Source organism: Streptomyces sp. NPDC006458 (assembly GCF_040612135.1).
GTDB lineage: Bacteria > Actinomycetota > Actinomycetes > Streptomycetales > Streptomycetaceae > Streptomyces.
Map to the genome: position 1 here is coordinate 408157 of NZ_JBEXPR010000002.1, position 15036 is coordinate 423192.

General features: G+C 71.9%; 13 protein-coding genes and 1 pseudogene. 5 read left to right on the top strand and 9 right to left on the bottom strand.

Annotation, left to right across the window (positions count from 1 at the left end; genetic code table 11):
- Positions 1-564 (bottom strand): cob(I)yrinic acid a,c-diamide adenosyltransferase (locus tag ABZZ79_RS05125; protein WP_356686587.1); only part of this gene is annotated, 564 nt, incomplete at its 3' end.
- Between the two features lie 528 nt (positions 565-1092).
- On the opposite strand from ABZZ79_RS05125, the gene ABZZ79_RS05130 reads away from it, so the two are divergent.
- The 3 genes from ABZZ79_RS05130 (at position 1093) to ABZZ79_RS05140 (ending at position 5297) form a co-directional block, all read left to right on the top strand.
- The gene (locus ABZZ79_RS05130; protein ID WP_356686588.1) at positions 1093-1941 is read left to right on the top strand and encodes a 3-hydroxyacyl-CoA dehydrogenase family protein; all 849 of its coding nucleotides are present in this window, start codon (positions 1093-1095) and stop codon (positions 1939-1941) included.
- Between the two features lie 172 nt (positions 1942-2113).
- Positions 2114-2437, top strand: a complete 324-nt coding sequence (locus ABZZ79_RS05135) for an STAS domain-containing protein (protein WP_356686590.1) — start codon at positions 2114-2116, stop codon at positions 2435-2437.
- A gap of 307 nt (positions 2438-2744) precedes the next feature.
- Positions 2745-5297 (top strand): ATP-binding protein, encoded by a 2553-nt coding sequence (locus ABZZ79_RS05140; protein WP_356686592.1) that lies wholly within the window; start codon positions 2745-2747, stop codon positions 5295-5297.
- Between the two features lie 105 nt (positions 5298-5402).
- Here the strand turns inward: ABZZ79_RS05140 and nucS are convergent, their stop codons facing one another.
- Positions 5403-6074, bottom strand: a complete 672-nt coding sequence (nucS, locus tag ABZZ79_RS05145; RefSeq protein WP_356686594.1) for an endonuclease NucS — start codon at positions 6072-6074, stop codon at positions 5403-5405.
- 299 nt (positions 6075-6373) lie between these two features.
- On the opposite strand from nucS, the gene ABZZ79_RS05150 reads away from it, so the two are divergent.
- Positions 6374-6766 carry an SCO5389 family protein gene (locus tag ABZZ79_RS05150; protein WP_356686596.1) on the top strand — a complete coding sequence of 131 codons (393 nt, stop codon included), beginning with the start codon at positions 6374-6376 and terminating at the stop codon, positions 6764-6766.
- A gap of 84 nt (positions 6767-6850) precedes the next feature.
- Here the strand turns inward: ABZZ79_RS05150 and ABZZ79_RS05155 are convergent, their stop codons facing one another.
- On the bottom strand, positions 6851-7879 hold the full coding sequence (locus ABZZ79_RS05155) for an LLM class flavin-dependent oxidoreductase (RefSeq protein WP_356686598.1): 1029 nt from the start codon (positions 7877-7879) through the stop codon (positions 6851-6853).
- A 222-nt stretch (positions 7880-8101) separates the two neighbouring features.
- Here ABZZ79_RS05155 and ABZZ79_RS05160 point away from each other — a divergent pair, with 222 nt between their 5' ends.
- The gene (locus ABZZ79_RS05160; protein ID WP_356686600.1) at positions 8102-8437 is read left to right on the top strand and encodes an ATP/GTP-binding protein; all 336 of its coding nucleotides are present in this window, start codon (positions 8102-8104) and stop codon (positions 8435-8437) included.
- Between the two features lie 190 nt (positions 8438-8627).
- On the opposite strand, the gene ABZZ79_RS05165 is transcribed toward ABZZ79_RS05160, so the two are convergent.
- From ABZZ79_RS05165 to ABZZ79_RS05190, 6 genes and pseudogenes are all read right to left on the bottom strand, one after another.
- Entirely contained in the window at positions 8628-9497 is an 870-nt protein-coding gene (locus ABZZ79_RS05165) for an ABC transporter permease (protein ID WP_356686602.1), read from the bottom strand.
- A complete protein-coding gene (locus tag ABZZ79_RS05170) occupies positions 9494-10777 on the bottom strand; it encodes an ABC transporter ATP-binding protein (RefSeq protein ID WP_356686604.1) in 1284 nt (427 codons plus the stop codon). The genes ABZZ79_RS05165 and ABZZ79_RS05170 overlap by 4 nt, the downstream gene beginning before the upstream one ends.
- 124 nt (positions 10778-10901) lie before the next feature.
- Entirely contained in the window at positions 10902-11672 is a 771-nt protein-coding gene (locus tag ABZZ79_RS05175; protein ID WP_356686606.1) for an ABC transporter permease subunit, read from the bottom strand.
- A 2-nt stretch (positions 11673-11674) separates the two neighbouring features.
- The gene (locus ABZZ79_RS05180; RefSeq protein ID WP_356686608.1) at positions 11675-12652 is read right to left on the bottom strand and encodes an ABC transporter ATP-binding protein; all 978 of its coding nucleotides are present in this window, start codon (positions 12650-12652) and stop codon (positions 11675-11677) included.
- Positions 12653-12737: 85 nt separating this feature from the next.
- Positions 12738-13673, bottom strand: coding sequence for a cellulose-binding protein (locus ABZZ79_RS05185; RefSeq protein ID WP_356686610.1), 936 nt, complete (start codon positions 13671-13673; stop codon positions 12738-12740).
- Positions 13674-14516: 843 nt separating this feature from the next.
- Positions 14517-15036, bottom strand: a pseudogene (locus ABZZ79_RS05190) (hypothetical protein); the annotation flags it as partial.

The window sequence follows — 15036 nt, forward strand, 5'->3', positions numbered from 1 at the left end:
GCCGCCGGGCACCCACAGCACGTCCCCGGTCTCCTTGTTCGCCGTCCGCGCGAGGATGAACAGCAGGTCCGACAGGCGGTTGAGGTACGTCGCCGTGAGCGGGTTCATGACCTCGCCGTGCACCTCCAGCGCCGCCCACGTCGACCGCTCGGCCCGGCGTACGACCGTGCAGGCCTGGTGCAGCAGCGCCGCGCCCGGGGTGCCGCCCGGCAGGATGAAGGACCTCAGCTTCTCCAGCCGCTCGTTGAAACGGTCGCAGTCGGCCTCCAGCTTGTCGACGTAGAACTGCTCGACCCTCAGCGGCGGGTACTCCGGGTTCTCCACCACGGGCGTCGACAGATCCGCACCCACGTCGAACAGGTCGTTCTGCACCCGGGTGAGGACCGCGACGACCTCCTCCTCCAGCCCGCCCAGCGCGATCGCCGCCCCGATGACCGCGTTGGCCTCGTTGGCATCGGCGTACGCGGAGATCCGCAGATCGGTCTTGGCGACCCGGCTCATGTCCCCGAGGGCGGTGGTGCCCTGGTCGCCGGTCCTGGTGTAGATGCGCGTCAGATTGACCATGGCGCCAATGTAATCGCTGCCCGGACGAGCCCCGGCGGCGTAGTACTCCTCTTCCTTCGTCGAGCCCGGGTGCTGACGACGGCCCGAGTCGTCGGGGGAGAGCCGGGAGGACGGGACCGCCTGCCGCGCTGTGGGGACCATCCGGCTGGAACGCGCCGCGCGTATCGCCGGACGAAGATCACGGCCGTCCGGCGCCGGGTCCGTGAGCGGCGCCGGGGCTCCCATGGCCGGTCCCGATCGGGCCATTCTCGGCAAAGGGGGGCACGCGAAGAACATTTCGGCCTCGTCGGCATGCGGGTCGCGGGGCGCCAACCAGCCTGCCCCCGCAAGGAAGTAGAGCTTCGGCCGGTGCGGCCGGAATGCCTGCGGCCCAGGTCGGGGGAGGATCGCCCGGTCCGTCAGCTGAGACGTGACGGTTGTCTCACGCCCTGAGACCGTGACACGCATTACTTACCGGTTTCCCGGACCCTCACGAGCGCTATCGTCCGCCGCAGAGCCATACGTAAACAGCGTGTAAGGGGAGTCGGAGTGGCACGGAAGCTTGCCGTCATCGGGGCCGGTCTCATGGGTTCCGGCATCGCTCAGGTCTCCGCGCAGGCGGGTTGGGACGTCGTCCTGCGCGATGTCACCGACGAGGCGCTCAAGCGCGGCACGGACGGCATCAAGGCGTCGTACGACAAGTTCGTGAGCAAGGGCAAGCTGGACGCCGCCGACGCCGAGGCGGCGCTCGGGCGGATCACCGTGACGACCGACCTCGACGCGGCGGCGGACGCCGATGTCGTGGTCGAGGCCGTCTTCGAGAAGCTTGAGGTCAAGCACGAGATCTTCCGTGCGCTCGACAAGATCGTGCGCCCGGAGGCCGTGCTCGCCTCCAACACCTCCGCCATCCCGATCACCAAGATCGCGGCCGTCACCGAGCGCCCCGAGCGGGTCGTCGGCGTGCACTTCTTCTCGCCGGTGCCGATGATGCAGCTCGTCGAGCTGGTGCGCGGCTACAAGACCAGCGACGAGGCGCTCGCCACCGCGCGGGAGTTCGCCGAGTCCGTCGGCAAGACCTGCATCGTCGTCAACCGCGACGTGGCCGGCTTCGTGACCACCCGGCTGATCTCCGCCCTCGTCGTGGAGGCCACCAAGCTCTACGAGTCGGGCGTGGCCACCGCCGAGGACATCGACCTGGCCTGCCGGCTGGGCTTCGGGCACGCCATGGGCCCGCTGGCCACCGCGGACCTCACCGGCGTCGACATCCTGCTGCACGCCACCGGCAACATCTACACCGAGACCCAGGACGAGAAGTTCGCCCCGCCGGAGCTGATGCGCCGGATGGTGGACGCCGGTGACATCGGCCGCAAGAGCGGGCAGGGCTTCTACAAGCACTGAAAACCGCACACGCCCCACAGGTGTCACACCCAGGGGTGAATTCGGTATCGGTTCGCTTACGGACGGCAACCTCTGACACCTCAACACCGTCAGAGGTTGCAACCGTAGCTCGTACAGCGCGGCATCACACTCATCGCATCGCGGAGCACGAGACGCACGCACGGGAGTTCTTATGTACATCAGGGGCGACCACACCGAGGTGGTCGTCGGGGGCCGCCTCGACGTTCGCAGTGCCGCGGACGCCCGTACGGTCCTGCACTCGGCCGTCGACGACGGAGCCGGCGACCTGGTTCTCGACCTGTCGGAGCTGGACTCCTGGGACGCCACCGGGCTCGGCGTGATCATGGGAGCCCACCGGCGGGCCGGCCGCTGCGGCCGCCGCCTGGTGCTGCGCGGTGTGCCGCCGCAGATGCAGCGCCTGCTCGTGGCCACCCGGCTGCACCGGATTCTGGCCATCGAGGGCGGTCTCGGGGTGGAGTCGCTGCCCCGGGTATGAGCCCCGGTACGGGCGGTGACCAGGACCGGACGCCTCAGGGCCTGTCCGGCGAATTCCCGCCTGCCCGGCGACGCCTGGCGGACAGGGCCGGACGGCGAATCACCCGACGCGCCCAATCATCACGAGACCGTGACGTCTCGGACGGGCCCCCACCCCGGGCTGTCGTAGAACCGGATCGAAGGTTTACGGTTCGACTGCCCGCCGTCAGAAACCCATCGGCGGGTACCGGACCAGAAGCGACAGCGCAGCGTGCAGCAAGGCCGGGAGGGGCTACCGCCACACCACGCTTTTGGGGGGGCTTGAACCTATGGACCCGTCCACCCGGGGACCCGAGGACCACGGCCACGACAACGGACGTGCCTCCCGCCCGAACGCCTTCGAGGGCGGCACGGGACACCCGCCGCGCCAGCGCCCGCCCCGGGACGCCATCACGCCCGAACTCGGCCAGCACGCGCCCGCCCAGGCCCGCATGTCCGAGCTCGTCTCCGGCGAGTACCTGCTCACCGTCAACCCCGTCGACGGCAGCGAGATCGAGCTCTGCCCGCCCGCCCGGCGCCCCGCCCGCCCGGAGAAGCTCACCCCCGCCGAACGCGCCGAGACCGCCCGCGCCGCCGCGCCGCCGGTCCCGCCCGGCCCGCTCCGCCCCGAAGTGCCGCTGCTGGGCCGCAAGGACGAGCACGAGCGCCTCGTACGGCTCCTCGCCCGCGGCCGCTCCATACGCCTGACCGGTCCCGGCGGATCCGGCCGCACCCGCCTCCTCGACCTCGTCGCCCGCGACTGCGCCGACCTCGCCCCCGACGGCGTGGTCCGCCTCAGCGGCTTCCACCGCACCGTCGACGACCTGCTGCACGACCTCTTCCACGCCGTCCACCGCGCCCCCGACCAGCGACTGGGACGCGACGAACTCCTCGACCGCGTCGGCGAGATCGGCGCCGTCGTCGTCCTGGACGACATCGAGTTCGGCGGCGCCGCCCTCGACGCGCTGCTGGACGCCACCCCCGAGTGCGCCTTCCTGGTCGCCGCCACCCCCGACGTGCCCGCGCCCTCCGCCGAGGCCGACTTCGAAGAGCTCCTCCTCGACGGCCTCGACCGCGCGGGCGGACTGAAGCTGCTGGAGTCCGCCGTCGGCCGCACACTCTCCGAGGACGAGGCGAACTGGGCCGGCGACCTGTGGTTCGAGTCCGAGGGCCTGCCCCTGCGGTTCGTCCAGGCCGGGGCCCTGCTGCGGCAGCGCGACCGGCTGCGCGCGGGCGCCGACGCCCTCGACGAGTACGGCGTCTTCGAGCCGGACGTCCCGGTCGAGGACCTCCCGGCCCCCGGCGACGAGCCGCCCGCCGACGAGGTGCCCCTGCCCTCGCTCGCCGAGGGAGCCGCGCCCGCCGCACTCCTCGCCTCCCGGCTCAGCTCCTCCGCCCGCGCCACCCTGCGCTTCGCCGTCGCCCTCGGCGGCGAGGTCCCGCACCAGGCGCATCTGCCCGCGCTGGTGGGCGACACGCACGCCGACGCCGCCCTCGGCGAACTCCTCGGCTGCGCTCTGGTCAGCCCGGTCGGCGCCCGCTACCGGCTCGCCGCCGGTGTGCTGACCCAGCTGGAGGCCGCCGGATACGGCGACGAGGCCGACACCCGTGCCCTGACCGTGGCCCAGCACTACGCCTGGTGGACGGGCCACCCCTCGGTCACCCCGGAGCGCGTGTGCGCCGAGGCGGACGCCGTGCTCAGTGCGCTGAGCGCGCTGGTTCCGCTGACCACCGTGCCGCCCGAGGACGAGGAGAGCCCGGCCGTACAGCTGGCCCGCGCGGCCGCGCCCGCGTTCGCCGCGGGCCTCGACTGGAGCGCCTGGGAGCGGGCGCTGCGCTCCGGCGCCGAGGCCGCCCGGCTGGCCGGTGCCGTCGGCGAACAGGCCTACTTCCACCACGAGCTCGGCGTCCTCGCCCTGTGCGGCGGACAGTTCGACCGCGCCCGCGCCGAACTGGAGGCGTCCACCGGGCTGCGCGGCGCCCTCGCCGACAAGCGCGGCACGGTCGCCGGCCGCAGGGCACTCGCCCTGGTGGACGACCGCTCCGGTACGACCCCGCGGCCGGGGCTGCCGCTCGCCGTCGGCGCGGCACTGCCCGAGACCCGCCACGAGGAGGCGGCGGGCGCGCCCGGTGTCCCGTCGGCGCTCACGCCGTTCCCGGCGCTGCGGCGCTCCGAGGACGACTCCTCCGGGCTGGTGACGGACCGGCACCCCGCGGGAACCGCGCCGTTTCGCGCGGTGCGCGGCGGGCTGCGCGGGCTGGCCCGGCGCAACCTGGTCGCGGCGGGCGCGGGCGCGCTGCTCGTCGCGGTCCTGGGCACGGTCGTGACCCTGGGCGCGACGTCCGACCACGACGCCGACGACCCCTCGGGCCGGGTGGGGGTCAATCCCACGGTCAGTCAGGACGAGGGCGACGACAGCCTGGGCTCCGACGAGGCTCCCGAGACCGGCGGCGACACCGGCACGGCCACCAGCCGCCCGACCGACCCCGGCCCCGACGGCACCGGGGGCACCCCGGACGACCCGGCCACGGTCCCCGTGCAGAACTATCCCGCGCCCACCCCGAGCGCAACCGGCGGCCCGACCTCCCGGCCGTCGAGCTCGCCCTCGAAGTCGCCGACCCACAGGCCGACGAGCCGTCCCTCCACGTCCCCGTCGAAGCCGCCGTCCCAGTCGGCGACACCGTCCTCGACTCAGAGCGGCACCCCGTCGGGGACCCCGAGCGGCACGCCCTCGGGAACGCCGAGCACGACCGACTCGGCGAGCGGCGCGGCGACGGCCTCGGCGAGCGCCTCGGATTCCGCCCGGGAGGGCACCGCGAGCGCCCCCGCCGACGTCATCTGACCCCCGGCGGCAGCCGGCGCCGTCCGGCCCACGGCGGCACGCGTCGGGGCCGGGCTCCCCTGGGGGAACCCGGCCCCGAGTGCCGTACGGACGAAGGCGCCCGGCTCAGAACAGCCGCAGCTTGTCGTCCTCGATGCCGCGCATGGCGTTGTAGTCCAGGACCTGGCAGCCGATGCCGCGGTCGGTGGCGAGGACGCGGGCCTGGGGCTTGATCTCCTGGGCGGCGAAGATGCCGCGGACCGGCGCGAGGTGCGGGTCGCGGTTCAACAGCTCCAGGTAGCGGGTGAGTTGCTCGACGCCGTCGATCTCGCCGCGGCGCTTGATCTCGACCGCGACGGTCTGTCCCTCGGCGTCGCGGCACAGGATGTCGACCGGGCCGATGGCCGTCATGTACTCGCGCCGGATGAGCGTGTAGCCGTCGCCCAGCGTCTCGATGCGGTCGGCGAGCAGTTCCTGGAGGTGTGCTTCCACGCCGTCCTTGATCAGCCCCGGGTCCACGCCCAGTTCGTGCGAGGAGTCGTGGAGGACTTCCTCCATCGTGATGATCAGTTTCTCGCCCGCCTTGTTGACGACGGTCCATACGCCCTCTTCGTCCCCCGCGCCCTCCTTCAGAGTGCAGGGCGGCGACATCCAGTTCAAGGGTTTGTAGGCCCGGTCGTCGGCGTGGATCGAGACGCTCCCGTCCGCCTTGACCAGGATCAGACGGGGTGCCGAGGGCAGGTGAGCGGTGAGCCGGCCGGCGTAGTCGACGGAACACCGGGCAATGACGAGACGCATGGTCCGCAACGCTACTCGACGGCCAGGGGTGGACGCGATTCGCCCGTCCGTCGCCCACCACCGCCCTCAGCCGTCGCTCAGGGTGGCGTCCCTTTTGATCCAGAAGGGTCCTGTTCGGTAGTGGCTGATTGTGCGCGGGCCCGGAGTTCCCTATGTGCGCATTCTCCTGGTGCCGTCACCGTCCGTTGCCTACCGTATTAAACGGGAGGTTGCGATGTGTGTACGCAGCGTGTCGGAAATCGCGAACTCCCGTTTCTGTCCGGCAACCCCTGCGTCGCGGGGGTGCGAGAGGAGAACCCATGTCGCTCGACGTCTCACCGGCCCTACTCGAACAGGCCGAGCGAGGCGAGGTCGACGAAGCAGCCTTCGTCGACTGCGTCCGGACCTCCCTGCCCTACGCATGGGAGATGATCAGCTCCCTGGTGGCCCAGCTGAAGGTGGACGGCGGACAGTTCGCCGACAACCAGACGCCTCCGCCGGACGAGCAGGCACGCGGTCAGCTGCTGCGTGCGCTGGCGAGTGACGCCATACGCGGTGCGCTGCAACGGCACTTCGGGGTGCGACTGGCCTTCCAGAACTGCCACCGGGTGGCGGTGTTCCCGACGGACGACTCCGTCGACCAGACGCTGGCCCGCTTCACCTCGGTCCGCAGTCAGTTGCTGAACCAGTCCCCGGAGCTGCGGGACTGCTGAGGCCTTGAACGACACGCTTGCCGCTCCGTACGGGGGGAGGTGCAGTTCGGCCGGGGCGGCAAGCAGCCCGCGGGACACGGCGCTTCAGCGCAGCTGTGGCAGGACTTCCGCGCCGAGCCGCCGTACGTTCTCCTCCGTGGCCGCGAGGTCGCCGGAGCCCTCGACGAGCAGGGCGAAGCGGGAGACTCCGGTCCGCTCGGCCGTCGCGGCGAGCCGGTCCGCGCACAGCCGGGGGGTGCCCACCGGGTGCAGCCCGCAGAGCAGTTCGGTGTACGCCAGGGGATCGCGCATCCGGCGCTCGCGGCCGTCCACGGTGACATGCGCGTCGAGCCCCTGCCTGAGCCAGCCCGGCATCGCCTTCAGCAGGGCCTCGGCCGCGTCCGTGCGCCGGTCGGCGATCTGGCAGACACCGGCCGACACATGGGCCGCGTCCCGGATCTCCTCGGCGGGGCGCCCGGCCGCGCGGGCGTGCCGCCGCCACAGGGCGAGCATCTCGGCCTTCTCCTCGTCGCCGACATGCATGCCCAGCAGCATCGGCAGCCCCCGCTCGGCGGCCAGCCGGACGGTCGCCGGGGAGGTGCAGGCGACCAGCATCTCCGGACCGGCGGCGTCCGTCAGGGACTCCGACGGCCGTGGCACGACGGGGACTTCACGGAACACGAAGTGCTCCCCGGCGGCCGACACGCGCGCCTCGCGCAGCCAGCGCACCAGCAGATCGAGTGATTCCGGGAACCTCTTCTCGTACGCGTCCAGGCCCGTGCCGAACACCTCCAGGTCCACCCACGGTCCGCCCCGGCCGACGCCCAGCGAGAAGCGGCCGCCGCTCGTCAGATGCAGCAGCGCGGCCTGCTCGCCGAGCGTCACGGGGTGGGTGGTGGGCAGTACGGAGACCGCGGTGCCCACCCGGATCCGGCGGGTGCGGCCCAGCAGCAGCGCGGCCAGGGTGACCGCGGACGGGCAGATGCCGTACGGCACGAAGTGGTGCTCCGCCAGCCAGACCGCGTCCAGCCCGGCCTCCTCGGCGACCTCCGCCGAGCGCACCGCCCGGTGCAGCGCCTCCCCCTGGCCCTGCCCCGGGAACTGGGCCGCCAGCACGAAACTTCCTACGCGCATCGCAACTTCCTGCTTCCTTGGCTCCGACACGGAGCTCCCCCACCCGGCATAACCGTCCGACACGTGCCGAGGACACGGCCTGACGGATGAATTTGCGGATTGTCTGCGGAATGGGCCGTCCCGGTGGGGACGGGCGAGCCCCACGGACCGCCGGGTGCCCTCCTGCGCGCCGCGTACGCTGGACACGGACCGTGCTTCCTGTATAGCCCCGTGAGGTGTTCTGTGTCCCCGCGTCGCAACCGACCCAAGGGTGGCGAATCCCCGTCCGGCCGCAGCGCCGAGGACGACCGGCCGGGCCGCTACGGCGGCTGGGAGTCCTCGGAGGACTGGCGGGGCGAGGACTGGACGGTACGGCACGTGGCGGGCGCGAGTGTGCAGGGCAAGACCTACCGCTGCCCCGGCTGCGACCAGATGATCCCCTCCGGCGTCCCGCACCTGGTGGCCTGGCCCGCGCACGCGGGCGTGGACGACCGCCGGCACTGGCACAAGGCGTGCTGGAACGCGCGGGACCGCCGCACCGCACCGGTGCAGCGGTCCCGGAACGCGCCCAGATTCTAGTGCCCCGACAGGCAACGTTCGCCCCGTCGCGACGCCCGGCACGCCCTCTCGCCGCACCGGGCACAGACCCAAGTACACCCAGTACGAGGGCCTGCACCCGGCACACCGAGAGCACCCGCCGGACGCCGCTCCTTGACGGGCAAACGCTGCGTGCCGGGGCACTAGTGCCGACGGGCGGGTCGGAGCGGTTCTACACGTCCCGTCGTTCCAGCAGGACGTAGGCGCCGGCGAAGGCCGCGCCGACCGCGACCAGCATGATCCACAGCGGGTCCCAGCCCGACGGGCCGGTCTCCGTGAGGGAGTTGGAGTAGAAGACGCTCAGCTGGTTCGGGATCGAGTACTCGAACAGCGCCTGGCGCACGTCCTCCAGCGACGACGAGAACATGAACAGCGCGATCACCAGCGGCGCGAGCACGGCCGCGATCATGATCGTGATGGCGCCCGCCGAGTGCCGGATGACCGAGCCGATCAGCAGCGCCAGCAGGCCGAGCAGGGCGAGGTAGAGGGAGACGCCCACGGTCCCCTTGAACCACTCCGCCCCGGTGGGCTCCCGCGCCTCGTCGAGCAGGCCGACCTGGACGAGGGCGACGAGGCCCGAGGACACCAGCGTCACCACGAACGCCAGCGCGAAGAACACGAGCGACTTCGCCGCGAGCACCCGGCCCCGGGTGGGGCAGGCGGTCATGGTCGTGCGGATCATGCCGGTGCCGTACTCGGAGGCCGTGGTCAGCACGCCCAGCGTGATCAGGCACATGTTGCCGAGCAGCAGCCCGAAGAAGCCGAGGCCGAGCGGGTTCTCGTCGCCGAGGTCGGCGTCGGAGGAGTTGGCCGCCACCAGCAGGCCGGTCAGCAGACCGATGCCGACGACCAGCAGGACGAAGACGCCCAGCGTCCACATCGTGGAGCGGATCGACTTGATCTTCGTCCACTCCGAGGCGATGGCGTGCCCCAGATGCGTGCGCACCACGGGGATGGGCGAGCTGTAGGCGGCGTGCGGCGGACCGGCCGGCGCCTGCCACTCGGGCGCGGCCTGCGGCATCGGGTGCTGGGGCGTGCTCATCGGAGGTCCTCGGGCTTGTTCGGGGCGGCTGCGGAGGGGGCGGACGCGGGCGGCTGCGGCGCCGGGGCCTGAGGGGCGGCCTGCGGGGCGCCGGCCGGAGCCTGGGGCCCGGGGGCACCTTGCGGGGCGGCGGGCGGCTGCGGCGCGGCGGCCGGCGCACCCGGCACCGGCTGGCCGAAGCCGGGCTGAGCCGCGCCCGGTGCCGCCTGGAGGTACGGGTTCTGGCCCTGCGGCGCGGCGAAGGGCTGTCCGCCCTGCTGGGGCGGCGGCGGGGCGTACCAGCCGGGCTGGCCCTGCCCGGGCACCGGCATGGGCGGCTGGGCGCCGGGCGGCAGGGGCTGCTGGAGGCCGGCCTTCTGGTCGATGGTGGAGCGGTAGTCCACCGCCCCCTGGGTCATCCGCATGTACGCCTCCTCCAGCGAGGCCTGGTGCGGCGACAGCTCCCACAGCCGTACGTCGGCGTCGTACGCGATGTCGCTGATGCGGGGCAGGGGCAGCCCGGTCACCCGCAGGGCGCCGTCCTGCTCGGGCAGCACATGGGCGCCCGCCTCGGTCAGCGCGGAGCTCAGCTTCTCGCGCAACTGCGGCTCGGTGTCCGGGGTGCGCACGCGCGCGAAGCCCGCGGAGTTCGCCGCGATGAAGTTCTGGACGCTCATGTCGGCGAGCAGCTGGCCGCGGCCGATCACGATGAGGTGGTCGGCGGTCAGCGCCATCTCGCTCATCAGGTGCGAGGAGACGAAGACCGTACGGCCCTCCGCCGCGAGCGCCTTCATCAGGTTGCGCACCCACAGGATGCCCTCGGGGTCGAGGCCGTTGACCGGCTCGTCGAAGAGCAGCACCTGGGGGTCGCCGAGCAGCGCGGCGGCGATGCCGAGGCGCTGGCCCATGCCGAGCGAGAAGCCCTTGGAGCGCCTGCGGGCGACGTCCTGGAGGCCGACGACGCCGAGCACCTCGTCGACGCGGCGGGCCGGGATGCCGGACAGCTGGGCGAGGCTGAGCAGGTGGTTGCGGGCCGAGCGGCCGCCGTGCACGGCCTTGGCGTCGAGCAGCGCACCGACCTGGCGGGGCGCGTTCGGCAGCTTGCGGTACGGGTAGCCGCCGATCGTCACCTGCCCGGAGGAGGGGTTGTCCAGCCCGAGGATCATCCTCATCGTGGTCGACTTGCCCGAGCCGTTCGGCCCGAGGAAGCCGGTGACGGCGCCGGGCCGCACCTGGAAGGAAAGGTTGTACACAGCGGTCTTGTCGCCGTAGCGCTTGGTCAGGCCGACTGCCTCGATCATGCTCCGCACCCATCGAGAGGTTCAGGACAGCGGGGCACACGCCCCCGTAAGGGTTAGGAGGATACCGAGGCGCTGACGGTTCCCTCCAAGAGGAGGTAAAAGCGATCGCCCATTCGAAGGTGACTCACGCGTCCCGCCGCTTCAGCAGCGCGTATCCGCCGACCAGGGCCGCGGCCACCCACAGTGCCATGATCCCGAGCCCGCCCCAGGGGCCGTACGGGGTGTCGTCGTCGACCGGGCGCACCACCTGCATGATCCGGCTGCCGGCCTGGTCGGGGAGATAGCGGCCGATCTTCTCGGTGGCGCCGACGTTGCCGAGGATGTTGGAGATCAGGAAGAAGAACGGCATCAGGATGCCGAGCGAGAGCATGGGGGAGCGCAGCATCGCGGCCACACCCATGGAGAACATCGCGATGAGCGCCATGTAGAGGCCGCCGCCGATGACCGCCCGCAGCACACCCTCGTCGCCGATCGACGCCTTCAGCGAGCCCAGCACCGACTGGCCGAGGAAGAACGTGGCGAAGCTGGTCGCCATCCCGACCGCCAGGGCCAGCGCGGCGGCCACGGCGACCTTGCTGAACAGAAAGGTCGCCCGCTGCGGTACGGCGGACAGCGAGACCCGGATCATGCCGGTGCTGTACTCGTTGGACACCACCAGCACCCCGAACACGATCATCGCGAGCTGGCCGAGGCTCATCCCGGCGAAGCTGATGAAGGTCGGGTCGAAGGAGAGCTTGTCGCGGGCGTCGAGGTTGTCGAACTCGTTCTTCGACAGTGCCGAGATCAGCATGCCGAGCGCGATGGTGACCACCACGGAGAGGGAGAGCGTCCACACCGTGGACGCCACCGAGCGGATCTTGGTCCACTCGGACCGGATGACCTGTGTGGTCGCCATGCTCAGCCCTTCTTCCAGTCCTCGCCCCACCGCGGCCGTTGCTGCTGTGGCGGCGGCTGCTGCGCGGGAGGCCTGTCGGTGTGCGCGTGATACTCGACGGACTCGGCCGTCAGCCGCATGAACGCCTCCTCCAGGGAGGCCTGCTGGGGGCTCAGCTCGTGCAGCACGACCTGGTTGTGCGCGGCCAGCTCACCGATCCGCTCGGGCTTGCCGCCGTCGACCTCCAGCACCCCGCTGCCGGTCTCCACCACCGTGATCCCGGCCCGGTGCAGCACGTCGAGCAGCCGCTCGCGCTGCGGGGAGCGCACCCGGACGTAGGTCCGTGAGTTGCGGGCGATGAAATCGGCCATGGAGGTGTCCGCGAGCAGCCGGCCCTGTCCGATGACGACGAGGTGGTCGGCGGTCAGCGCCATCTCGCTCATCAGGTGCGAGGAGACGAACACCGTCCGGCCCTGGGCCGCCAGGGATTTCATCAGGTTGCGGATCCAGTGGATGCCCTCGGGGTCGAGCCCGTTGACCGGCTCGTCGAACATCAGGATGCGCGGATCGCCGAGCAGCGCGGCCGCGATGCCGAGCCGCTGCCCCATGCCGAGCGAGAACCCCTTGGCCTTCTTGCGGGCGACCGCGGTCAGGCCCACCGTGTCCAGCACCTCGTGCACCCGGTCGCGGTGGATGCCGTTGCTCTGCGCCAGGCACAGCAGATGGTTGAAGGCGGTGCGGCCGCCGTGCACGGCCTTGGCGTCGAGGAGGGCGCCGATGTACTTGAGGGGGTCCTTCAGCCGGTCGTAGTGCCTGCCGTCGATGCGCACGTCCCCGGCCGTCGGCCGGTCGAGCCCGAGCATCATGCGCATGGTGGTGGACTTCCCGGCGCCGTTCGGGCCGAGGAAGCCCGTGACGATGCCCGGCCGGACCGTGAAGGTGAGGTTGTTGACCGCCACCTTCTCGCCGTACCGCTTGGTCAGTCCCTCTAGCTCGATCATGCGGCCACGCTAAAACGGGACAAAGCCCTCTGCCACCGGAGTGACAGAGGGCTCGTCAGGTGTTCAGCGCAGGGACGCCGGAGGGTTACCGGGACTGCTGCGCCGGGACGCCGCGGGAGATCGGCTCGTCGTCGGCCGGGGTGCCGGCCGCGGCCACCGCGGCACCGGTCAGCGTGGCGAGCATCTCGCGGACGTTCGTCAGCTGCGCGTTGATCGAGTCGCGGCGGTTGGTGAGGGCGGCCAGCTCGCGCTCGGATTCCGAACGGATGCGGTCGGCCTTGGCGTTGGCGTCGGCCACGATGTCCTCGGCCTGGCGCTGAGCGGTCTCCACCGTCTGGCGGGCGCGGCGCTCGGCGTCCGTGCGCAGCTTCTCCGCCTCCAGGCGCAGCTGCTCGGCGCGGTGCTCGATCTCCGCGAGGCGCTTCTCGGCCTTGGCCTGACGCGAGGCCAGGTCGCGCTCGGACTGCTCGCGGCGCTTGGCCAGGTTGGTCTCGAAGTCGGCGGCGGCCTGCGCGGCCTTGGCGCGGGTCTCCTCGAAGAGCGCGTCGGCCTCCTCGCGCTTGGACTGCGCGTCCTTCTGGGCGTCGGAACGCAGCTGGGCGGCCTCGCTCTGGGCCTTCTCGACGATCCGGACGCCGTCGTCCTCGGCCTTGGACTTGCGCTCGGCCGCGAACGACTCGGCGTCGTTGCGCACCTGCTGGGCGGCCGACTCGGCGAGCTCGCGGTGCTGCTCGGCCGCGCGACGGGCCTCCTCGCGCAGGTCCTTGGCCTCTTCCTCGGCCAGGCGCAGGATCTTCTCGACCCGCGCGCCGAGACCGGCGTACGACGGCTCGGCGTCGCTTACCTGGGTCTGGGCGTTCTGCGTCTCGAGGTGGAGTTCCTCGATGCGCTTTTCCAGCGCGGTGATGCGGGAGAGAGCGCTGTCACGGTCGGAGACGAGCTTGGAGATACGTTCGTCCACCTGAGCGCGGTCGTACCCACGCCGCACAAGCTCGAAGCCGTAGGGGGAAGTGTCGCTCATGGGATTCCTGTCAAATGAGACCGGTGAGGTGATAGGTGGAATCCTAGGGGTCGGAACGGTGTGTCATCGAGCGGATGCGTGTTTGATCTGGAGAATGACACCCCTTTTGGGTGGCTGACCCCCGGATCGCTTGCCAAGTCCTGGGTAAAGCTCGCTGAACATCTGGGGACAAAGCCCCCAGAACACCCCGGAACGCCTCCGCCTGACTAACCGTCCGACGGCTTGCCACCCGAACGGGGCGCTCCCACCGTGGCGCCCGCCCTGACACCCGCGTCCTTGCCCGCGGACGGAGCCTCGAAGGACTCCAGCGCCTCCAGCACGTCCTGGACCCGGGAGATCTCGGCGTTGATGTCCTCGCGCCGGCGCACCAGCACCTCCAGCTCCCGCTTGCCCTCCTCGACCGTCGCCCGGGCCTCCCGGATCGCCTCGGCCCTGAGCTCCTCGGCCTCCTTGATCAGCGAGGCCTTCTTCTGCTCGGCCTCCTTCAGCAGACCCTCGGCCTTACGCACCGCCGCGATGCGCACCTTGCTCGCCTCGGAGCTCGCCTCCGACACCAGGTCCTTGGCCTTCGCCTTGGCCTTCTCCAACTGCTCCTCGGAGGCCCTGATCAGCGCGTCACAGCGGTCGCCGGTCGACTTCATCGTCTCCGCCGCCTCCCGGCGGGCCCGCTCGTGCAGCTCCTCGATCTCGGACGTGATGCGCTCGCGCAGCTCCTCCGCGCGCTCTCTTATCGCCGTCGCGTCCCGGCGCGCCCCGACCAGCAGCTCATCGGCGTCCGTACGGGACTGCTCCACCCGCGAGTTGCCCTCGATGGTCGCCTCGGAGACGATCCGGTCCGCCTCCTTACGCGCCGCGCCCACCATCGTGTCGGCCTGCGACTCGGCGTCCGCGGTCGTCTTCAGTGCCTGCTGCTGCGCCTCGGCGAGCAGCTTGTCGGCCTCGGCCGCGGTCTCCGTGATCAGCGTGTCGACCTGCTCGGCCGCCTCCGAACGCCGCTTGTTGGCGTCCCGGCGCGCCTCGTCCAGCGTGCGCTCGGCCTCCTCGCGGGCGGCCGTGGTGACCCGCTCCGCCTCCTGGGCCGCCTCGGCGCGCAGCCGCCCGGCCTCCGCGCGCAGCCGCTCGGCGTGCTGCTGCGCCGAACCGACCGTCTCCGACGCCTCGGCGCGCAGCCGCTCCGCCTCGCCGGTCGCCTCCGCCATCAGCCGCTCGGCGGCGGACTGCGTCTCGACCCGCACCCGCTCGGTCTCCGCGGCCGTCTCGGTGGTGAGCCGCTCCGCCTCGCCGGTCGCCTCCGCCATCAGCCGCTCGGCGGCGGACTGCGTCTCGACCCGCACCCGCTCGGTCTCCGCGGCCGTCTCGGTGG